Origin of the sequence: Nonlabens xylanidelens, from assembly GCF_002934445.1 — a bacterium.
GTDB lineage: Bacteria > Bacteroidota > Bacteroidia > Flavobacteriales > Flavobacteriaceae > Nonlabens > Nonlabens xylanidelens.
Map to the genome: position 1 here is coordinate 427,097 of NZ_PTJE01000002.1, position 20,791 is coordinate 447,887.

The 20,791-nt window shown below is 33.6% G+C and carries 22 protein-coding genes; 19 read left to right on the plus strand and 3 right to left on the minus strand.

All coding sequences use genetic code 11. The annotated features are described in order from the left end of the window. Positions 1–110 precede the first annotated feature (110 nt). The 4 genes from LY01_RS07040 to LY01_RS07055 all read left to right on the plus strand — a co-directional run bounded on the left by LY01_RS07040 (position 111) and on the right by LY01_RS07055 (position 2,782). Positions 111–935, plus strand: a complete 825-nt coding sequence (locus tag LY01_RS07040; protein WP_104515117.1) for a hypothetical protein — start codon at positions 111–113, stop codon at positions 933–935. A 79-nt stretch (positions 936–1,014) separates the two neighbouring features. Next, positions 1,015–1,704, plus strand: a complete 690-nt coding sequence (locus LY01_RS07045) for a haloacid dehalogenase type II (RefSeq protein ID WP_104515118.1) — start codon at positions 1,015–1,017, stop codon at positions 1,702–1,704. A 101-nt stretch (positions 1,705–1,805) separates the two neighbouring features. Further along, positions 1,806–2,168 carry a DUF1304 domain-containing protein gene (locus tag LY01_RS07050; protein WP_104515119.1) on the plus strand — a complete coding sequence of 121 codons (363 nt, stop codon included), beginning with the start codon at positions 1,806–1,808 and terminating at the stop codon, positions 2,166–2,168. Between the two features lie 11 nt (positions 2,169–2,179). After that, positions 2,180–2,782, plus strand: coding sequence for a transglycosylase domain-containing protein (locus tag LY01_RS07055; protein WP_104515120.1), 603 nt, complete (start codon positions 2,180–2,182; stop codon positions 2,780–2,782). A gap of 82 nt (positions 2,783–2,864) precedes the next feature. On the opposite strand, the gene LY01_RS07060 is transcribed toward LY01_RS07055, so the two are convergent. After that, complete coding sequence (locus tag LY01_RS07060) at positions 2,865–3,116, minus strand: type B 50S ribosomal protein L31 (protein ID WP_104515121.1); 252 nt, start codon at positions 3,114–3,116, stop codon at positions 2,865–2,867. A gap of 150 nt (positions 3,117–3,266) precedes the next feature. Between LY01_RS07060 and LY01_RS07065 the strand changes: the two genes are divergently transcribed. From LY01_RS07065 to LY01_RS07120, 12 genes are all read left to right on the plus strand, one after another. After that, positions 3,267–3,764, plus strand: coding sequence for a DUF4199 family protein (locus tag LY01_RS07065; RefSeq protein ID WP_170034547.1), 498 nt, complete (start codon positions 3,267–3,269; stop codon positions 3,762–3,764). Positions 3,765–3,808: 44 nt separating this feature from the next. Beyond that, on the plus strand, positions 3,809–4,369 hold the full coding sequence (locus tag LY01_RS07070) for a DUF4199 domain-containing protein (RefSeq protein WP_104515123.1): 561 nt from the start codon (positions 3,809–3,811) through the stop codon (positions 4,367–4,369). Between the two features lies 1 nt (position 4,370). After that, a complete protein-coding gene (locus LY01_RS07075) occupies positions 4,371–5,339 on the plus strand; it encodes a glycosyltransferase family 2 protein (RefSeq protein ID WP_104515124.1) in 969 nt (322 codons plus the stop codon). 189 nt (positions 5,340–5,528) lie between these two features. Continuing rightward, positions 5,529–7,241 carry a phospho-sugar mutase gene (locus LY01_RS07080; protein WP_104515125.1) on the plus strand — a complete coding sequence of 571 codons (1,713 nt, stop codon included), beginning with the start codon at positions 5,529–5,531 and terminating at the stop codon, positions 7,239–7,241. 3 nt (positions 7,242–7,244) lie between these two features. Further along, a complete protein-coding gene (locus LY01_RS07085) occupies positions 7,245–9,065 on the plus strand; it encodes an ABC transporter ATP-binding protein (RefSeq protein ID WP_104515126.1) in 1,821 nt (606 codons plus the stop codon). A gap of 15 nt (positions 9,066–9,080) precedes the next feature. Then, positions 9,081–9,593, plus strand: a complete 513-nt coding sequence (locus LY01_RS07090) for a thioredoxin family protein (RefSeq protein ID WP_104515127.1) — start codon at positions 9,081–9,083, stop codon at positions 9,591–9,593. A gap of 28 nt (positions 9,594–9,621) precedes the next feature. Continuing rightward, complete coding sequence (locus tag LY01_RS07095) at positions 9,622–11,298, plus strand: RluA family pseudouridine synthase (RefSeq protein ID WP_104515128.1); 1,677 nt, start codon at positions 9,622–9,624, stop codon at positions 11,296–11,298. An 87-nt stretch (positions 11,299–11,385) separates the two neighbouring features. Continuing rightward, on the plus strand, positions 11,386–12,843 hold the full coding sequence (gene rmuC / locus LY01_RS07100) for a DNA recombination protein RmuC (RefSeq protein ID WP_104515129.1): 1,458 nt from the start codon (positions 11,386–11,388) through the stop codon (positions 12,841–12,843). A 150-nt stretch (positions 12,844–12,993) separates the two neighbouring features. Next, positions 12,994–13,614: a winged helix-turn-helix transcriptional regulator gene (locus LY01_RS07105; protein ID WP_104515130.1), complete on the plus strand. Its 621-nt coding sequence runs from the start codon at positions 12,994–12,996 to the stop codon at positions 13,612–13,614. Continuing rightward, on the plus strand, positions 13,598–14,305 hold the full coding sequence (locus LY01_RS07110) for a DUF3307 domain-containing protein (RefSeq protein ID WP_104515131.1): 708 nt from the start codon (positions 13,598–13,600) through the stop codon (positions 14,303–14,305). The genes LY01_RS07105 and LY01_RS07110 overlap by 17 nt, the downstream gene beginning before the upstream one ends. Then, positions 14,302–14,670 (plus strand): 6-phosphogluconate dehydrogenase, encoded by a 369-nt coding sequence (locus LY01_RS07115; RefSeq protein WP_104515132.1) that lies wholly within the window; start codon positions 14,302–14,304, stop codon positions 14,668–14,670. The genes LY01_RS07110 and LY01_RS07115 overlap by 4 nt, the downstream gene beginning before the upstream one ends. Before the next feature lie 70 nt (positions 14,671–14,740). Further along, a complete protein-coding gene (locus LY01_RS07120) occupies positions 14,741–15,286 on the plus strand; it encodes an acyl-CoA thioesterase (RefSeq protein ID WP_104515133.1) in 546 nt (181 codons plus the stop codon). A gap of 34 nt (positions 15,287–15,320) precedes the next feature. Here the strand turns inward: LY01_RS07120 and LY01_RS07125 are convergent, their stop codons facing one another. After that, positions 15,321–16,658, minus strand: coding sequence for an aspartate kinase (locus tag LY01_RS07125; RefSeq protein ID WP_104515134.1), 1,338 nt, complete (start codon positions 16,656–16,658; stop codon positions 15,321–15,323). A gap of 100 nt (positions 16,659–16,758) precedes the next feature. Here LY01_RS07125 and LY01_RS07130 point away from each other — a divergent pair, with 100 nt between their 5' ends. Further along, positions 16,759–17,412 carry a hypothetical protein gene (locus LY01_RS07130; RefSeq protein ID WP_104515135.1) on the plus strand — a complete coding sequence of 218 codons (654 nt, stop codon included), beginning with the start codon at positions 16,759–16,761 and terminating at the stop codon, positions 17,410–17,412. 100 nt (positions 17,413–17,512) lie between these two features. Here the strand turns inward: LY01_RS07130 and LY01_RS07135 are convergent, their stop codons facing one another. Then, a complete protein-coding gene (locus LY01_RS07135; protein ID WP_104515136.1) occupies positions 17,513–19,039 on the minus strand; it encodes a serine hydrolase in 1,527 nt (508 codons plus the stop codon). Positions 19,040–19,382: 343 nt separating this feature from the next. On the opposite strand from LY01_RS07135, the gene LY01_RS07140 reads away from it, so the two are divergent. Further along, entirely contained in the window at positions 19,383–19,862 is a 480-nt protein-coding gene (locus LY01_RS07140; protein ID WP_104515137.1) for a hypothetical protein, read from the plus strand. 3 nt (positions 19,863–19,865) lie between these two features. Next, positions 19,866–20,699 carry a HEAT repeat domain-containing protein gene (locus LY01_RS07145; protein ID WP_104515138.1) on the plus strand — a complete coding sequence of 278 codons (834 nt, stop codon included), beginning with the start codon at positions 19,866–19,868 and terminating at the stop codon, positions 20,697–20,699. Positions 20,700–20,791: the final 92 nt, after the last annotated feature.

The following is a 20,791-nucleotide window of genomic DNA, read 5'->3' on the forward strand; positions in this document are numbered from 1 at the left end:
AACATCTAATCATTTATAAATTAAAAATAGATCTAATTCATTTAAAATGGATTAGATCTATTATAATACTATATCAACTCATTCATAACTCCATAAAAACTATTACCACTATGAAACTTAACTTACTTACTTTATCATTATGCTTTTTACTACTAGCTTGTAATGATAATAAACATGCAACAACAGCTCAAGAAATAGAGCCTGAACCAACTCAAGAATTCCAGAATAAAGGCCATGAACTGGTGTATCAAATGGTTCAAAAAGTAGGTGATTATCAAAAGTTACTGGATAAAAAAGATGTCTCTTACACTTTAACTTACCGCACAGCAGACGGAAAACTTGATGTCACCAACGAGAAATATATTTTTGATGGAGAACTTTCTTATGGATATTACCATAAACATGAAAGAACTCTTCCTGATCTAGACGGTATTATTGAGCAAGGATTTGACGGTAATGATTACTGGTTAAAAAATAATGAAGAGCAAATAATTGAGCAAAAGTATCTGGACAAAGTAAAATTTAACAGACCTACTAATTTCTATTGGTTTGCCATGATGCCTAAATTACTAGATGACAACCTTGTATATGAATATGTAGAATCAAAAACCATAAACGGTAAAGGATATGATGTAGTTAAGATTTCTTTTAACCTAGCCGAAAAGAAAGCTACTGATATTTATCAGGTTTATATCAACAAAGAAACCGGTCTAGTAGATCAGTTTCTATTTACTGTCGCAGATTACAATGTCATAGAGACTCCAGCTTTAATGCAAGTTGAATATGAAAATATAAATGGAGTATTATTACCTACCACTAGAAAATATAAAAAGTCTTCATGGGATGCTATCGTGACAGACGCTCCATGGGTACAAGTAAACTGGACTGATATTAAATTTAATAACGGTCTTACTTTAAGCGATTTTCAATTATAATTTGACAAAAGTCTAACAGTATTATTTAAGAGGTTTAATTAAATTTAAACCTCTTTCTTATTTAAAAAAAACAAGATTTATGCAACCTTTGACAAGACCCAAAGTATTATTCTTTGATGTAAATGAAACTTTATTAGATATAAGCCCTTTAAAAGTTGAAATAGGTAAAACTTTAAATGGCAGAGAAGATCTGCTATCATTATGGTTTACCACTATGTTACAATATTCATTAGTTGCATCAGCAGGTGATCAATATGAGCATTTTAGTTCCATAGGTGCAGCAACGTTACAAATGGTTGCCGCAAATAACGATATAGAGTTATCTCAAGAAGATGCTAGAGATGTAGTAGTAAAGTCATTAAGAAGTTTATCTGCACATCCTGAAGTTAAAGGAGCACTGTCTCAATTAAAGGAAAATGGGTACAAATTAGTTTCATACACTAATTCCTCAAACGAAGGAGTAAAAAAACAGTTTGAACATGCTGGTCTCACTTCGTACTTTGATGAAATGCTTAGTATAGAAGATGCAGGTAAATTCAAGCCATTTAAACAGGCTTATAATTGGGCAGCAAATAAAATGAACGTCTCACCAGAAGAATGTATGCTAGTCGCAGCACATGGTTGGGATGTTGCAGGCGCCATGTGGGCCGGTTGGAGAGCTGCTTTTATAGCCAGACCTGGACAACAACAGTTTCCCCTTGCTGGTAAAACTGAAATACATGCAACCGATTTACAAAAAGCAACCGATATCATAGTAACCTACAAATAGATATTAAGATCTAAAAAACAGTTGTCACCTTAACCTTAATGATCATGAATAGATAAATTAAAGTTTCCACTACCTTTACTTATCTTAATATACCATAAATCATGAATACATTTATTTCTATTTTAATAGGTTTTATAGCTTTTTTACACCTTTACATCATGTATTTTGAGATGTTTGCTTGGGAAACTAAAGGTCGTAAAGTATTTAGTGATTTTCCTAAAGAATTATTCGGACAGACTACTGCGATGGCAGCTAATCAAGGACTGTACAATGGTTTTCTAGCAGCTGGTTTAATATGGACATTCTTCATAGAAAATGAAATATGGAAAGATAACGTGAGTTTGTTCTTTCTAGCTTGTATCGCTATAGCAGGTATTTACGGAGCCCTTACAGTCAGTAAGAAAATTATATTTGTACAAACCGTTCCTGCTGCACTAACTATTATTTTAATTTTAATATTCTAAAAGTATCGTTATTGATTAAAAAGGTTATTAATTTCACTGCAAAAGTTATTCTAGTAAGCTCCATACTTATTAGTCTTCTGTTTTTTTTTTGCGGTTATAAATATGTAGAATACCACCTGAAAAAATCTCTAAGCACACCTTTACATCACATAGAATCAGATATTCATAAAACAAAACCCTTACCAGATAATATTCTCGACACATTTAATGAAATGTATAAAACAAAACATGTAATCAGTTACATTAATGAGTCATTATTTGAAAATCGTAGTGGTAAATATATGAGTGAAGAGACATCACAACTAATAATAGTTCATTATTCTAGTGGGCAAAATAGATATGGATTTCCTAAACTAGTTCTAGCGCATCAATTAGAACAGCAGTTTTCAGATGATCAGCTCCTCGTATTTTACGCAAGTAATTTTGACTTTTTAAATAACAATACAGGCTTTTACAGCGCATCGTTACACTATTTTGATAAGAAGTTAGAAGACTTAAATAAAAGAGAGGCTGCCACATTAATTTTAATGCTGGACAACCCTAGAATGTATCATCCACATAGAGCATCTGCTCTAGAACGACTTAACCAGCGGTTAGAACTATTAGGTTATTAGAAAGATCCTTATGTAAAAATTATATAAACTAAAAACGCCTCGCAAATTGCGAGGCGTTTTGTATAAATAAAAATCGAGAAGATTACTTCTTGAATTTTGCGTATTTGTTTTTGAACTTGTCGATACGTCCTGCAGTATCAATAAGTTTGCTCTCCCCAGTATAGAATGGGTGAGAAGTACGAGAAATTTCCAATTTGATTAATGGATATTCAGTTCCTTCAAACTCAATTGTTTCACTAGTGTTAGCAGTAGACTTAGTTATGAATACGTCTTCGTTAGACATGTCCTTAAATGCTACTAATCTATAATTCTCTGGGTGTATTCCTTTTTGCATGACTTAAATTCTTATTCTTTTGCGGCTGCAAATTTAACTGTTTTTATTTAAATAACAACCTTTTAATCCTAAATTAATTTAAAGCAAATGTAACTCATAAAACCATAGTTCCTAGCTTTATATTTGCAAACTCAATTAAAAATCTTTTTAGTGGACAAAACGATCAAAAGAAATTCCTTTATTTTAGGAACCGTAGGCGCATTAATCACTCTAGCAATTTACATATACATGTGGCAAGCACAGGATTATTTAAATCCTTTGTTAAACACTTCCATATACCTTTACCCTATTCTTATAGGTGTCCTCGCACAAGTATGGGGTAGACTCGCTTTAAAAGGTAATGTTTCTTTTAAACAAGTCGTTCTAGCCTACTTCATTTGTATTCTCATGATTTTTATAACCGAGTCTGTTACATATTACATTTTACTTAATCATGTAGACACAAATGCAAAACAAATATTACTAGACGCATGGCGTGGAATTACCGAAAAAGGACAAAACAGCCTTGCAAAAAGTGATGTATTTAAAGCCCCTACTTATTCTCTATCAGAATTTGCATTAGGTTTTGCTACTAAAACACTCATGTTTACAGTACCAGGTTTAATCACAGGTTTAATAATCAGTAAAATACCACAAACTGGTAAGTAATTATTTGATCGTTATATTTGAAACATACAACATGACACTTTTAAATGAATAATTTAATAAAAGAAATACCGGTTAAGTATGACCTTATAGGTTTTACCTTAATTATCGTCGCTTACTTTGCTATGTGGCAAATAGATCTAGGACTGTTCTTAAATCCATTAATCACTTATCCTATATCTATTATTGTTTTCATATTAGGTGTGGTGTCACAAACACAAGCAAAAAAGCAGCTAGAAGGTTACCTAAGTTTTGGAACTGCCCTACTCTATTTCATATTCACCATTGCCATTGCCCTTTTAGGTTATGTTATTGCTGGTTTATTAATCTTTAACATCATCGATCCTGGTGCAAAAGAAGAACTGGTAGAATTAAGCATAAAAGCAGCCATGGAAATGAGTAGTACCATATTAAGTTGGTTCGGTATGGAAGACATTTCAGGTCAGGTATCAGAAGAGCAAATACGCCAGCAAATGAAATTTAGCCCTACACCATTTGGTTATGCCAGTCTTATAATAGGCTACATAGGTAATATTATTATGTTTACCGTAGGTGGCCTAATTTCTAGTCTTATCATTAAAAAAGAAAAACCTTACGAGTTTGAATAAAATGGACCTTTCCATAGTCATCCCATTACTCAATGAGGCAGACTCCATCCCAGAATTACAATCCTGGATAAACCGTGTAATGCAAACCACGGACTTATCTTATGAAGTAATTTATATAGATGACGGTAGTACAGATAGCAGTTGGAGTATAATAAGTACGCTTTCGCGAAAGCGAGAACAAAACAACTCTCCTAACCCAATAAAAGGTATTAAATTCCAGGCCAATTACGGAAAATCACAAGCCTTACACGCTGGTTTTAAGATGACACAAGGTAACGTAGTCATTACTATGGATGCAGATTTACAGGATTCTCCAGACGAGATTCCTGAACTTTACAAGATGATTACCGTAGGAAATCACGACCTAGTAAGCGGCTGGAAAAAGAAACGCTATGATAGTGTTATTTCAAAAAATCTACCTAGCAAATTATTCAATTGGGCAGCGCGTAAAACTAGCGGTGTACAACTTAATGATTTTAACTGCGGTCTTAAAGCATATAAAAGTGCGGTCGTAAAAAATATCGATGTACATGGTGAGATGCACCGTTACATACCTGTGCTTTCTAAAAACGCTGGTTTTACAGACATTACAGAAAAAGAAGTCATTCATCAGGCACGTAAATATGGTACTACTAAGTTTGGTTATGAGCGATTCATAAACGGTTTTCTAGACCTTATAACTATAGCTTTTATATCTAAATACGGTAAACGACCTATGCACCTTTTTGGCACTCTAGGTGTTATCACGTTTATGATAGGTTTTATAACAGCAGGATATGTAGGTGTTTCAAAATTGTATCGCATGGCTACAGACCTTCCTTATATTCTAGTTACTGATAATCCATGGTTCTTTATTGCACTCACCACTATGGTTTTAGGTACGCTTTTCTTTATAGCTGGTTTTTTAGGCGAGTTAATTTTGAGAAATGGTAATCAAGGCGATCGCTATAAAATTGCTGAAGAAATTTAACACCACCTGTTTACTTAGAACATCGAGATTAAATTTTAAAAGCCTTCTCTATTTAATATGGAGAAGGCTTTTTACTATTCATTTAAATAATAATAAAGCCACAATAGCAGACTATGCAACAACTTAAAACAACAACGAAGACTGCTCAGTAATTCTTATCTTTGTATTTAGAATACAAGCCAACAACACATGAATAAAGAACAGATCTTAAAAACCGCACAATCTTGGACTCAAGCACCTTTTGATGAGTCTACTGTAACACGTACTCTAGCATTAATCACTGCAAATAATGACGAGTTTCAAGAATCTTTCTATAAAGATCTAGAATTTGGTACAGGTGGTATGCGTGGTGTCATGGGTGTTGGGACTAATCGTATCAATAAATATACACTTGGTAAAAACACACAAGGTCTTTCTCAATACTTAAATAAGCAGTTTCCTGACGAGCAAGTAAAAGTAGCTATAGCCTATGATTGCCGTCATAATTCTAAAGAACTGGCACAAGTAGTTGCAAACGTTTTTAGTGCAAACGGCATTCACGTTTATCTGTTTCCAGACTTGCGCCCTACTCCATTGCTTTCTTATACGGTAAAAGCAAAGGACTGTCATGCAGGTATTGTATTAACGGCTAGTCACAATCCGCCAGAGTATAATGGCTATAAAGTGTACTGGCAAGATGGCGGACAACTCGTACCACCACAAGACAAAGAAATATTAGATTTAATCGGTTCATTAGAATTTGCCGATGTGAATTTTAATGGTGATGATCAGTTAATAGAATTACTAACTGATGCAGACGATAATGTATTTATAGACGACAGTATCAAAGCAGGTAAAATAGCAGGAGATGTAGATCGCTCACAATTAAAAATAGTTTTTACTAGTCTACATGGTACTAGTATTACTCTAATTCCAGAAACATTAAAACGTGCTGGATACACAAATGTGCATATCGTAGAAGAACAAGCCGTACCTAATGGTGATTTCCCTACGGTAAAATCTCCTAATCCAGAAGAGCCAGAAGCACTTAAAATGGCAGTAGATCTTGCAAATGAGATCGATGCTGACATGGTCATAGGTACAGATCCAGATTCTGACAGACTAGGTATTGCTGTGCGCGATACAGATGGTAACATGAAATTACTTAACGGTAATCAGACCATGGTTGCCATGACCGATTTTTTATTAAAGCAAAGCGATATAAAAGCGATGAAAGATCCGTTTATAGGATCTACTATCGTTTCTACACCTATGATGCACGATCTAGCGCATGCATATGACGTAGAATGTAAAGAAGGTCTTACTGGTTTTAAGTGGATTGCAAAAATGATTAAAGACCATCCACAACAGCACTTTATAGGTGGTGGCGAGGAAAGCTTTGGTTACATGGTAGGTGATTTTGTACGTGATAAAGATGCTGTTACTGCATGTTTACTAGCTTGTGAGATGTATGCTTTTGCAAAATCAAATTCATCAACCGTTTATCAAGAGTTGATAAAACTATATCTTAAATACGGTGTGTATCAAGAGAAATTAGTCTCTCTAGTTAAGAAAGGAATCTCTGGAGCTGCAGAGATTAAACAAATGATGATAGACCTAAGAGAAAACCCACCTAAACAAATAGGCGGACAAGATGTCATTATAGTAGAAGATTATGCTGCGAGCACTAGAGAAAACAAGCATTTGAATAAAACTGAAACTCTTGATATTCCTAAATCTAATGTTTTAATCTTTTATCTAGCAGATGGCTCAAAGATTGCAGCACGACCTAGCGGTACAGAACCTAAAATAAAGTTCTATATCTCTGTAAAAACAGCGCTGGACAAAGTGGAAAATTACACCCTAATCCAGACACAATTAGAAGATAAAATTAAAGGCATTCTTGCCAGTTTTGATATTTAATAAATGAATTATTTTAAAGAGATTTTACAGTATGCTAAGCCTTATAAGCGTTATGGTATACTGAATATTATTTGTAATATATTTTATGCACTTTTTAGCACATTAACTTTTATAGCGTTAATGCCAGTGATGAAAGTATTATTTCAAAACACAGAACGTGTTGATGAAAAACCAGAATGGCTAGGTTTACTAGATGTAAAAGACTATCTAGAGAATTATGTAAACTGGTATGCCACTACAGTCGTTGATCAAGATCAAGAAAAAGCATTGATAGCAATGATTATTGTTATTGTAGTTCTTGCATTGCTTAAAAATGTTTTTGGATATCTAGGAATGTATTTTATTACATTCTTGAGAAATGGAGTGTTGAGAGATATAAGAAATGAACTTTATGAAAAGATCATGCATTTACCGATCTCCTTCTTTTCAGAAAAGAGAAAAGGTGATGTAATTGTTAGAACCAGCAGTGATGTAGAAAAAATTCAAAATAGTTTTTTATCTATACTAGAATTAATAGTTAAAGAACCACTTAATGTAATCTTTACTCTGGGCGCCATGTTACTTATAAGTCCTGGACTTACAATATTTGTATTGATCTTTATACCTATTTCTGGATTCATAATTTCTAGAATTGGTAAAAAATTAAAAAGTCAATCGACCGATGTGCAAAAAGAACAAGGTTATTTTACATCGTTATTAGAAGAAACATTGAGCGGACTAAAAGTCATTAAAGGCTTTAATGCTGAAGACAGATTAAACAATACATTTCAAAAAAGCACCCAGCGTTTTTACAAATTCTCAAATGTATTACAGTTTAGAAGAAGTATGGCAGGACCTACTAGCGAGTTTTTAGGAATATGTGTCATTTCTGGATTATTTTGGTTTGGTGGAAAAATGGTTTTTGGTGGAGATTTAAATGGTGAGTATTTTGTATCTTATATGGCTTTAGCATACGGAATATTAACACCTGCCAAAGCTATTGCAAAAGCTAGTTATGGTGTTAAAGAAGGTAATGCGAGTGCAGAGCGTGTTCTAGAAATACTGCATACTAAAAATGAGATTGAAGATAAAGAAGGAGCTGTTTCTATTCCCGCTTTCGCGAAAGCGGTAAACGTAAACAACATCACGTTTTCTTATCAAGATGAACCTGTTCTAAAGAATTTCTCGCTTAATATACCTAAAGGAACTAGTGTTGCTCTAGTAGGACAAAGTGGTTCTGGAAAGAGTACGATTGCAAATCTATTGACCAGATTTTACGATGTAGAAAATGGTACTATTACTATAGATGGGCAAAATATTAAGGACGTAACTCTTAAGAGTTTGCGTGATCAAATGGCTATCGTTACTCAAGATTCTATCTTATTTAATGACACTATCGCAACTAATGTAGCACTAAGTGATAAAAATGCTACTGAAGAACAGATTACCGATGCTTTAAAAATTGCCAATGCATGGGAATTTGTCAAAGACTTGCCAGAAGGTATTCATACCAACATAGGTGACAGCGGTAATAAATTAAGTGGTGGACAGAAACAACGACTTTCTATAGCGCGTGCAGTACTTAAAAATGCACCAATCCTAATTCTAGATGAGGCAACCAGCGCACTAGATACAGAGAGTGAACGACTGGTTCAAGATGCTCTTGAAAAAGTTATGAAAAATAGAACTTCTATCGTTATTGCTCACAGACTGTCTACCATTCAAAATGCAGACCATATAGTAGTGATGAAAAAAGGAGAAATAGTAGAACAAGGTACGCACAGTGATTTATTATCTAAAGAAGGTCTATACCATGGTCTTGTAGGTATGCAAAGTCTTGTTTAATTAAAAATTAAAAACATGAAAAATTTAATTCTTTTAGTAACATTTCTAGTTGTCACTATTAATGTAACAACGGCTCAAGAATCTGTAGCATCTTTAATGGACAAAGCTCTTAGTGAAGCAGTAGAATCTGATAAGCATGTGATGGTAAAATTTGAGGCATCTTGGTGTGGCTGGTGTCATCGCATGACTAAGCAGTTAAAAGACCCTGCCATCGCTTCTTATATAGAAGAAAATTATGTATTGCTACCTATTGTTGTTTTTGAAAATGGGGATAACATAAAACTAGAAAACCCTGGATCTAGAGAATTAATTACTAGTTATAAAGGCGCTAGTGCTGGTTTGCCTTTTTGGGTGATACTAGACGCGAGTGGTACAATAATAACGACTTCTTTTAATGAAAAAGGAGATAACCTAGGCTGTCCAGCATCTAAGGACGAAGTGGCTAGTTTTATTAAAAAATTAAAAGCTACATCTAATTTAACTGCTGATAATGAAGCCTTAATAACTAAGATCTTTACAAAGAGTTAATTAACTGATTTTTAAAACATACTCTTTAATGAGTTCTATTTTACGCCGATTTAATTCTGAAGAAGAAAGGATAGATGCACCTCAAAAATTCACATTCCCTTTTCTTTATGAACCACATCCACTTGCTTTAAAAGCAGCGACACAACTAAGAAATTTTTTAGATGGTCTAGATAATTGGTTTTTTGATTTAAATCTAGGTCCAGAAGATTATCAGCATCCCTTAGGGAAAATGTTTGGGGTACTTGTGGTTAGAGATAAAGAAGGTAAATTAGGACATTTATGGGCACATTCTGGGGTTATAAACGGAGAACAAAAAGAGACTGAATTTGCTCCTTTAGTTTTTAATATGTTTCAGGAAGATGGTCTTTATGCCAAAGAAAATGGTATTTTAAGTACGCTCACTTCTACCTTAGAATCACTAGAGAACGACACAGACTACCTTGCAAATAAGAAAAGGCTAGAAAAACTAAAGGTTGAAAATGAACTTTTAATTTATAATCAGCGTAAAAAACATTCAAATCTCAAAGCAGAACGTAAGAAAATAAAGGAAGAAGCAAAATCTATACTAAGTAAAGCAGATTTTCAAAAATTAATAGACAGCCATCAAACAGCTGGTATGCATGCAAAATTCTTACTTAAAGAGTATAAGGTATATCTAGATTCAAAAGTCGTCCCTCTAGAAAAGGCTATTGCTACTGTTCAAAATGAAATAGACCAAATTAAGTTAGATCGTAAAAACCTGTCTAATAAACTGCAGACTTGGATTTTTGAAAATTATAATTTTTTAAATGCAAACGGTGAGCGTAAAAATGCTATTGAGCTTTTTAAAAACATACCTCCTTACTTACCACCATCTGGAACTGGAGATTGTGCCGCGCCTAAATTATTACAATATGCTTATTTAAATGATTTACAGCCGCTCGCCATGGCAGAATTCTGGTACGGTGAGTCTTTAAAATCACAAATACGTAAACATGGTCACTTCTACCCATCTTGCCGTTCTAAATGTGAACCAGTTTTAGGACATATGCTACAAGGTCTAGACGTAGACGATAATCCTATGCTAGAAAACCCTGCTATAGGTAAAGAACTATCCCTTATTTATGAAGACGATTACCTTATGGCTGTTAATAAGCCCGAAGAGTTTCTCTCAGTACGAGGTAAAGTCATAGACGACTCTGTAGAATCTAGAATGAAACAACGTTTTCCAGATGCCACAGGACCATTAATTGTACACAGATTAGACATGAGTACATCAGGAGTTTTATTACTTACTAAGTCCCTAGATATTCATAAAAAGGTCCAAGATCAATTTGAAAGACGTACGGTTAAAAAACGATATGTTGCTTTATTAGACGGTATGGTAAAAGAAGATAGTGGTTATATATCTCTAGCTTTAAGAGTAGATCTGGATAATAGACCTTTTCAAATGGTCGACCCTGAATACGGTAAAAACGCTCGTACAAGATATGAAGTTATAGAACGTAAAGATGGTAAAACTAGAGTGCACTTCTACCCTATTACAGGACGCACCCACCAGTTGCGTGTACATGCATCCCATCCATTAGGATTAAACTGTCCTATTGTAGGTGATGATTTATATGGTTTTAAACAAGACCGCTTATACTTGCATGCCGAGCAGTTAGAATTTATACATCCTGTAACTTTACAGCCTGTCATTTTAAATGTTCCTTCACCATTTTAAATAATTATTCTTCTTGTGAATAACTAGCTGGCATTCCTATTTTAAGACCTATTTAGTCATCGTATTTTTACGGTAAATCTCTATTTTATGTCTCAAGAATTTAATTGGTTGTTATTTTTAATCATCGGTATGGTGATAGGTGCTGTAGTAGCGTGGTTTTTTGCAAAAACTCGCTTTGCCGGAACTCTCAATGTACTAGAGTCAGAAAAAGGGCAATTAAATAGCCAGCTATCTCAATTACAACCTGCGATACAAGAACGTGATCGTTTAAAACATGAGAACAGTCAGTACAGTGCACAATTAGCGCAAAAACTTGAGAGCCAGCAAGAATTAAGTTCGAGACTAGAAAAACTTGATAAAGAATATCGTGAGGTAGCTATCGAGAAGGAGAATCTTAATGTATTACTAGCTGAGCAACGTACCGCTTTTGCGAAAGCGGAAGAAAAACACACAGAAGCACAAGGAGAGATTGAGAAATTAAACGAGAAATTTACCAAGGAATTTGAGAACCTTGCTAACAAAATCTTAGACGAGAAAAGCACCAAATTTACCGATCAAAACAAGAAGAATATCGAACAAATTTTGAGTCCGTTACAGGAGAAGATTCAAAGTTTTGAAAAACGAGTGGAAGATACTCACAAAGACACTATCGATAGACAAAGTTCTTTAAGACAACAAATATTAGGTCTTAAAGAATTGAATCAACAAATGAGTAAAGAAACGAGCAACCTGACCAAAGCTTTAAAAGGAGATGCTAAAATGCGCGGTAACTGGGGAGAATTAGTCCTAGAACGTGTCTTAGAAAAATCTGGCTTAGAAAAAGGATCTGAGTATGAGGTACAACAAACTATTAAAACTGAAGATGGCAGGACCCTGTTTCCTGATGTAGTCGTAAATCTACCTGGCGGTAAGAAAATGGTTATCGATTCTAAGGTATCGCTCAATGCTTATGAACGCTTTATTAATGAAGAAGATGAAGATCTACAACAACGTTATTTAAAAGAACACGTTGCTTCTCTTAAAAAACACGTCGCAGATTTATCTGGAAAAAGCTATCATGATTACCACATCGATAGCCCAGACTTTGTACTTCTTTTTGTACCTATAGAACCAGCATTTGCCATGGCGTTAAATTATGATGGAAATCTATACAGTGAGGCATTTGATAAGAATATAGTTATAGTTACACCTACCACTCTATTAGCGACATTGCGTACTATAGACACGATGTGGCAAAATGAAAAACAGCAAAAAAACGCACTAGACATAGCAACAGCTGCTGGTGCTTTGTACGATAAATTTGTAGGTCTTACAGAAGATTTAATTAAAGTAGGTTCACAACTAGATACGGTTAAAAAATCTTATTCTGCTAGTATGAATAAACTTACTGAAGGTTCTGGAAACCTAGTAGGTCGTATAGAACGTTTAAAAAGATTAGGTGCCAAAGCCAATAAATCTCTGAATGAAAAACTGGTAAATCGTGCTATAGAAAGTGATCCAGATTTTCTAGAAGCTAGTGACGAAGAACAACGACTAAACTTATAATATTACACTATTACGTAATAAGAATCAAATATTACATAATAACGTAATAAAATACAATTATTACACTTTTATGTAATAAATACAAATATTACTTAATAATGTAATATATTTGAATTATTACACTTTTACGTAATAATTTAAAAGTAGTTTATGCAAGTAGTCTTAGCAGGTGATATAATAGGTTCTCAAAAGAACCAGCCAGATGATTATCTCAAGATCATAGAGCCTATTTTAAAAGTACATTCTAAAAATGGAATGTATCAAATATATCGTGGCGATAGTTTTCAAGTATGGATGGACAGTCCAGAGCAAGGTTTATTAACCTGTCTTAAATTAAAAACTGCGTTGAGAAAAACCGGTATGCTAGATGTAAGAATAGCAATAGGTGTAGGCGATGTACAAGTTATAGATAATGATATTGCAAAATCTTCTGGAAATGCTCTAACACAATCTGGAGAGTTATTAGATTCATTAAAGAATAAGGAGCAAAACATTATGGTAAGAAGTGGAAACCCACTGGATTATTATATGAATACTGCATTAAAAATTGCTCTTATTTATATGGATGATTGGACAGAGAATGCAGCTGCCATTTTATATGAAGTTTATAAAAACCCTACTATTACCCAACAAGAAATGGGTGATAAATTAGGTATTAAGCAAGCCACTGCTAGCCGCAGACTAGATCGTGCCCATTATAAAGAGACAGATGCACTTCTACATTTATTTAAACAATACTATAAAGACGTGAGCCATGGAAGTATTAATTAAGTTACTAATAGCACACTTTTTAGGTGATTTCATTCTACAGACCAATAATTTTACTAAACAAAAAGAAAAACACCAGCTACGCTCCTACCACCTCTATGTTCATGCGACAATTCATGCACTGTTGTCCTGGATTCTTCTTTGGGATTTAAAATACTGGTATGTGGCCCTTATCATTTTAGTAACACATTTTTTAATAGATGCAGGTAAACTATATTTCACCACTAAGAAAAACAGCCGCTGGTTATTTACCATAGATCAAATAGCTCATATTTTAATACTCGTAGTTCTAGCAACAAATACATCGGGAATTAACTTTATTATAAACGAACAGTTTTTACAAATACTATGGCCATTAATCTTATGTGTATTATTTCTTACTAGTCCTGTAGCCATCATGCTTAAAATATTTTTTACTAGATGGACTTTAACAGAAGACGACACCGGAATTTATGGACTTAAAAATGCTGGGAAATGGATAGGTATGTTAGAGCGATTGCTTATATTCTTATTTATTATAACAGACCATTTTAGCGCTGTAGGATTATTATTAACTGCAAAATCTGTTTTTAGATTTGGTGATTTAAGTAAGGCAAAAAATATGAAGCTCACAGAGTACGTATTAATAGGTACATTGCTTAGCTTTGGAATCGCAATTCTAACCGGATTGTTATTTAAAAATTACATGATATGAAAAAGATTTTAGGAGTCATACTTACCACAATATTACTACTAGCCGTTATATGGTATGCATTTATATATTTCGCTAGCTATTCTGATGGGTACCGTAGTGGAGAATTAATTAAGTTTACACATAAAGGTTTTGTCGTTAAAACCTGGGAAGGCGAGATCTCGCAAGGTATAAGCGGTGCACAAATTTTCTCTTTCTCTGTAATGGATAATCAACCAGAGATTATCGAAAAACTCAAGGAATATCAAGGTAAATATGTGAAGTTAAAGTATGAAGAGAAATTTGGAACTTTCTTCTTCTGGGGTGATACAAAATACTTTATTACCGAGGTTACTAAAGAAAATAGCCCACATTTTAATCGAGATTAATGATGGGAATTCCGCTTTCGCGAAAGCGGAACACTTATCCAATTAATTCTCTTAACAACAAGCACATTTTATGAAAGATACTTTTAAATCTCCAGAACAATCTAGAGTCATGTTATCCTTATTAATGTTACCATCTAATGCCAATTTTTCTGGTAAAATTCATGGAGGTTATGTTCTTTCTCTAATAGATCAAATTGCATTTGCTTGTGCGTCAAAACACAGTGGTGTCTACTGCGTTACAGCAAGTGTGGATGTTGTAGATTTTTTAGCTCCTATAGAAGTAGGCGAAATGTTAACCTTAAAAGCATCTGTAAACTATGTAGGTAAATCTTCTATGGTAGTAGGTATACGTGTAGATGCAGAGAACATACAAACTGGTGTGACAAAGCACTGTAATTCTTCTTTTTTAACTATGGTTGCCAAAGATGAAAATGGTAAAACCGTACCTGTTCCTGGACTTAAAATAAGTAACGAGACTCATGTACGCAGGTTTGCTAGAGCCATAAAAAGAAAACAAATTAAACAAAAAAGCGCCCAAGAAATCGCTGCTGCAAACTTCTCTGACGCTAGTTATAAGGAAGAATTAAAAAATTACAATGTAGAGATTGTTCTTTAAAAAAAACACCTACTTCTAACTCTGTTTATTATAATTAATAGGCAACAGCTTTTTCCTGTTGGGATTCAAATACATAACCTTGTAATTTTTGTAACGTATTTAATTTTTGATCTGTATTGATCAATAATGATATATTATTATTGCTACCACCATATGAGATCATGCGTACAGGTACATCTTGTAATACTTGAAATAAATGTGGTGTGTCTTCATGATAAATAATATTGTTACCTACCAGACACACGATACTCATACCTTGATCTACATCTACACTAGCTATCTTCTCTAGTTCTTCTACTATAGCATCCAGATGTAATGGATTATCTATGGTAAGAGAAACAGCTATTTCTGATGTGGTAATCATGTCTATAGAGGTCTCGTATTTTTCGAAAATTTCAAATACTTTTTTAAGAAAACCATGCGCTTGTAACATTCTTGCAGATTTTATCTTAATGGCATAGATGCCGTCTTTTGCCGCGATAGCCTTGATTCCTTCTCCATGAACATGATGTGTTATTAAAGTACCATAAGAATCTGGAGACATGGTATTTTTTAAACGTACAGGAATGTTAAGATCTTTTACAGGTATAACCGTTTGAGGATGTAAAATTTTGGCTCCGAAATAAGCAAGCTCTGCCGCTTCATCAAAAGATATGTTTGAAATAGCAGTCGTATTTTCTACAAAACGAGGGTCGTTATTGTGGAAACCATCGATGTCCGTCCATATTTGTACTTCGTCTGCCTCAATGGCTGCTCCTACTATAGAAGCTGTATAATCACTACCACCACGTTGTAAATTAGATACATTACCCTGAACATCTAGACATATAAAGCCTTGAGTAATGTAAATATCTGCCTCACTATTTTCATTTAAAATCCTATCTAGATTTTGTTTGATATAAAAAGAATCTGGCTCGTCATTATTATCAATACGCATAAAATCTAAAGCAGGTAATAATGCAGCGTTAATACCTTCTTGCTTTAAAAATCTACTGAATAGAAAGGTAGATAATAGTTCTCCTTGAGCAACTATTTGATTATAAATCAATGTAGTATGCTCTGAGCCTACAAGCTCTATTAAATTTGTAAAAACATTATTTACATATTCTTGAGATTCCTTAATAAGCACACTATCATTTAATAATTGCTCTATAGTAATTTGATAACTACTAGCCAGTTGTTGTATAAGAATAAGTGCAGATTCTTTTTCATTTAAGCGTATCTGTTCAGATATTTCTACCAAAGCATTTGTAGTACCAGACATAGCAGATAGTACCACCACTTTCTTAGTACCATCATTAATGATGTTTTTTACATGAGTCATGTTTTCTACAGAACCTACTGAAGTACCACCAAATTTTAAAACTAGCATTTTATTAATTTTTAGGTAAAAATACAGCCACTCTTATGGTAAAAGAAAAAATATAACAAAATTAGTTTAATTTTGCACAAGCTGTTAAATAGTTAACAATATGAAAACCATAGCAGATTGTGTTGAAGAGATTTTAGTTACTCAACCATTTCTAGAAGAAGCATTATCTAGACGCATCATTAATTTCTCTGCCCTAGCAGAAGAATTACAAGAGCCCATAAGTGGCATGCTTAGAAAACCTGTTAAAACTGGTGCCATTATGATGGCGTTGAGACGTTACAATCCGCCCAAAGATTTGAGACATTCTAATAACTTAAAATCTATTTTAAATAATCTAGGAGATATAACAGTACGATCTAACCTTATCGATTTTACCTTTAAAAATTCTAGTACCTTATTCTTAAGTCATAGTAAGATTCTAGAGTCCATAAACACAACTATTTTTTATGGATTTTCTAAAGGAATACATGAAAGTAACCTGGTTATATCCATGAGTGAGAAGGAAAAAATACAATCTCAATTTGCCGATGAGATCATGACGAGCACACAAGACAATTTAAGCGCCATAAGTATCGCTTTACCAGAAAATAACACTCAAGTCCCTGGTTTATATTATCAAATATTTAAACGTTTTGCATGGGAAGGCATCTCTTTGCATGAGGTTATTTCTACTACTAACGAGTTCAGTGTACTCGTGGAAAATGATACGGTAGACAAAGCATTTTCGGCTATTAAAAAGTTGGGATACACCTAGTACTTACCATTTAATAAATAAAATATTGACATACAAAAAATAAAAAAAAAGCCTGAATCAAATTGATTCAGGCTTTTTTTTGAGCGCTTTAAATCTACCTTTACTCTACTCTCGTTGCGTTCATTTCGTTGAAAAAGAAGTCATCATTAGGCACGTCAAAGGTGATACCAGTAACTTTACCATAAGCATCACTCTCAAATTTTACAGTTCCAAAACTAAACCATGCCTGCGGCTCGTCCCAATGGATTTCATAAGCATCATAATTAAAATGTGAGAGCGTACTATTTAATAATGGCGTGTGTTCCCATAGTAATTTAAGCTCACCATTCATTTCTTTTACTTCAAAGTTTCCATAAATATCGGCATGATACCTTCCTATAATTGCTGCTTTCTTTAAAGTAGGTTGCGTTCCCTTAACTTGTTTTGCTTTTCTGTCTGCTATTCTAGTATCGCCCGCTTTCCATTTATCATAACCGTCTAGCATTTCTTTACTCCAGTCTTTCTTATCCCGATTTAAGAAACGATCAAAGACGTAATAAGCAATAGCATTAGTCGGTGCTTTTACCCCATTAGTAAGTACTACAACACCTAGGTTCTCATCTGGTAGTATTTGTACCGTAGATATCATACCATCATAACCACCACCGTGACGTACTCTAAAGTTACCTTGATAATCTCCAAGAAACCATCCCAATCCATAACCAGCATATTGAGAACCGGTAGAATTGCGATTTACTTGATTTACCCCAAAGCTATTATGTAAATTCCACATGTTATTGCGATTCTGCTCAGAGAATAACGTGTCGTTTTTCTTAGTAACTCCATGATTCATATTAAGAATCATCCATTTACTCATGTCATGAACACTAGAAATAATACCACCTGTAGACTGCACGTTATCCCAACCTACCCAGGGAATCGTGTAATTCCTATTATTTGCATCCATAGCATGTGGAGTCGCTACATTCTTATTGCTGCCAAAATCTTTGACACTCACCACCGTATCATCCATCTCTAGAGGTTTTAAAATACGCTCTGTAACATTTTCTTTGAAACTCTTATCAGTTACTTTTTCAATTAACGCACCAGCAGTGATAAACATTAAATTAGAATATCCATAACCAGCTCTAAAATCATAAGCCTGCGGTACAAACTTGATGCGCTTTACTACTTCTTCTGTACTCAACTCTGACTTATACCAGATACCATCACCAGAAAACGTTCCTAACCCTACATTATGACTCAATAAATCTTCTACCGTAACCATTCTACTTATTGCAGGGTCGTATACCTCAAAATAAGGCAAGTGATCCTGTACTTTATCCTTCCAGTTCACCTTGCCTTCTTCTACCAGTTGCGCCATAATAGCCGCGGTAAACGCTTTTGTATTACTAGCGATGGCATATAAGGTATGTTCATCTGGTTTTTCATTACCATTCACATCCATCTTTCCATAACCTTTCTCAAAAACGATTTTACCGTCCTTTACAATGGCAACACTTAATCCAGGAATGTTCCAGTTTTGTTGCGTTTGAGAAATGTATTGATCTAGCTTTTTGTAATTGACCTTTTGAGCAAATACCGCTGTAGAAACAAATAGAATAGATAGAAAGAGAATCTTTTTCATGAGTTGAATTTATGGTATGAAGATAAGGGTTGTTTCGCTTTCGCGAAAGCGTGTAAGTTTGAATAATCGTTCAAAGAATTAACAGTAAAGGCAAAATACAATTGGTTAAGTTATCTTTATGAATCGAACGGTCAATTTTAATCTCGACATGAAAAAAGGATATCTTACTCGTTACCAAGGCTATGAAAAGCATCTAAGAAAATATTTAAAACGTAAATTTTGGAAAGGTGAGCGATTTGAAGAGAAGAAGGAGATCAAAAAACATGTCAATTGAGTGTAACAGAATGAAAAACTATTTAGCAAAATATCTATCTAAATCTACATTTTAAAAAAGCTTTTAATTTTGAAAAAAAAACTTTTAATACTAGCCTTAATATTTCAGGCAGGCATTTTAAACGCTCAGAAAACTCAATCTGAATTGATAATAGGAACTTGGAGGTTTGAAAAGAATTGTGATTTAAGAACAAGACAAGAAAAAGTTAAATATTCTGACATTCCCTATTGCCCTCGAGAGACAGATACCAATTCTGGAAATACAGACAGAGTCTTTAAATCAAATAATCAGTTTGAATTTTATGAAACTCAATTTGGTATTTATAAGATAAAAAATAATGTACTAATAATTGAACATAGAATTTTACAAGAACATGCAAATCTAAATCCAGATGCAATAAAACGTTATCTTAAAAGAAAATTAATTGAGAAAAAAGATGATGGATTTTATTATTACAAACCTCAAATGTTAAGTATAAAATCAATTTCAGATGATCAAATCGAATTTGGTTCTGATAAACAATATACTATATGGAAACGCATAGATTAAGTCGTGAATAAATTAACCGAATATCCCACCAATAAGATTTTTGACCGACTTATAGATAATAAGTCAACTAATAATTATTTGAACTATATCAGTGAGCTAAGAAAACGAAAAACTAAAGAAATTTACAAACGTTGCTTATTATTAATAGAAAAAGGCTCAGATAAAGAGAAAATCATAGGGATCGATGTTATATCTCAATTTGGTTTTAATCCAAGGCTGTTTCAAAAAAGAACTCTAAAGATTTATTTTGATCTATTAAAAACAGAGACCAACAAACGTGTTATAGAATCTACCCTATTTGGAATAAGCTGGAACAATGAAAATATAACAGATAAACAACTGTCTATTATTTGCTATTATGTTGAGCATAAAAGTGCATATGTGAGATATGCTTTGACATATGCACTTTGTAGAATAGAGAAAGATAAAGCAATAGATACATTGATTAAATTATCAACTGATCGAGATGTTGACATAAGGGATTACGCCACCTTTGGTTTGGGCAGTCAGAATGAACTAGACAACCATAAAATAAGAGCTGCATTATGGGAAAGAGTTAAAGATAAAGATCAAGGTGTTAGACTTGAAGCTATTTCTGGACTAGCCCAGAGAAAAGATAAAAATATTATTGAGATCCTTAAGAAGGAGTTCTCTAGCATTCCTTATCATAACCTTTCTCATGTATTAGAATGTATAGAACACCTGAATGACAAAAGTTTTATCCCTATTCTAGAAAACAAAAAATACGAAAACAAAGATCAAAGTATATCAGAGATCAAAAAAAAATGGGTTTTAGCAACTTTGGGTAAGTTGAAAAGTAATAAGAATAACATATGAAATACACACTTTTCGTTTTGACTTTTCTGTTCGTGATCATTAGTGTTCCGCAAAAATCAATTAGTAAAAAATCTATAACGATTCAAAAAAAT

Excerpts from the sequence above, each read along its gene's own strand:
- LY01_RS07040 (WP_104515117.1), top strand. The coding sequence starts at position 111 with ATGAAACTTAACTTACTTACTTTATCATTATGCTTTTTACTACTAGCT.
- LY01_RS07045 (WP_104515118.1), top strand. The coding sequence starts at position 1,015 with ATGCAACCTTTGACAAGACCCAAAGTATTATTCTTTGATGTAAATGAA.
- LY01_RS07050 (WP_104515119.1), top strand. The coding sequence starts at position 1,806 with ATGAATACATTTATTTCTATTTTAATAGGTTTTATAGCTTTTTTACAC.
- LY01_RS07060 (WP_104515121.1), bottom strand. The coding sequence starts at position 3,116 with ATGCAAAAAGGAATACACCCAGAGAATTATAGATTAGTAGCATTTAAG.
- LY01_RS07070 (WP_104515123.1), top strand. The coding sequence starts at position 3,809 with ATGAATAATTTAATAAAAGAAATACCGGTTAAGTATGACCTTATAGGT.
- LY01_RS07075 (WP_104515124.1), top strand. The coding sequence starts at position 4,371 with ATGGACCTTTCCATAGTCATCCCATTACTCAATGAGGCAGACTCCATC.
- LY01_RS07080 (WP_104515125.1), top strand. The coding sequence starts at position 5,529 with ATGAATAAAGAACAGATCTTAAAAACCGCACAATCTTGGACTCAAGCA.
- LY01_RS07085 (WP_104515126.1), top strand. The coding sequence starts at position 7,245 with ATGAATTATTTTAAAGAGATTTTACAGTATGCTAAGCCTTATAAGCGT.
- LY01_RS07090 (WP_104515127.1), top strand. The coding sequence starts at position 9,081 with ATGAAAAATTTAATTCTTTTAGTAACATTTCTAGTTGTCACTATTAAT.
- LY01_RS07095 (WP_104515128.1), top strand. The coding sequence starts at position 9,622 with ATGAGTTCTATTTTACGCCGATTTAATTCTGAAGAAGAAAGGATAGAT.
- rmuC (WP_104515129.1), top strand. The coding sequence starts at position 11,386 with ATGTCTCAAGAATTTAATTGGTTGTTATTTTTAATCATCGGTATGGTG.
- LY01_RS07105 (WP_104515130.1), top strand. The coding sequence starts at position 12,994 with ATGCAAGTAGTCTTAGCAGGTGATATAATAGGTTCTCAAAAGAACCAG.
- LY01_RS07110 (WP_104515131.1), top strand. The coding sequence starts at position 13,598 with ATGGAAGTATTAATTAAGTTACTAATAGCACACTTTTTAGGTGATTTC.
- LY01_RS07115 (WP_104515132.1), top strand. The coding sequence starts at position 14,302 with ATGAAAAAGATTTTAGGAGTCATACTTACCACAATATTACTACTAGCC.
- LY01_RS07120 (WP_104515133.1), top strand. The coding sequence starts at position 14,741 with ATGAAAGATACTTTTAAATCTCCAGAACAATCTAGAGTCATGTTATCC.
- LY01_RS07125 (WP_104515134.1), bottom strand. The coding sequence starts at position 16,658 with ATGCTAGTTTTAAAATTTGGTGGTACTTCAGTAGGTTCTGTAGAAAAC.
- LY01_RS07130 (WP_104515135.1), top strand. The coding sequence starts at position 16,759 with ATGAAAACCATAGCAGATTGTGTTGAAGAGATTTTAGTTACTCAACCA.
- LY01_RS07135 (WP_104515136.1), bottom strand. The coding sequence starts at position 19,039 with ATGAAAAAGATTCTCTTTCTATCTATTCTATTTGTTTCTACAGCGGTA.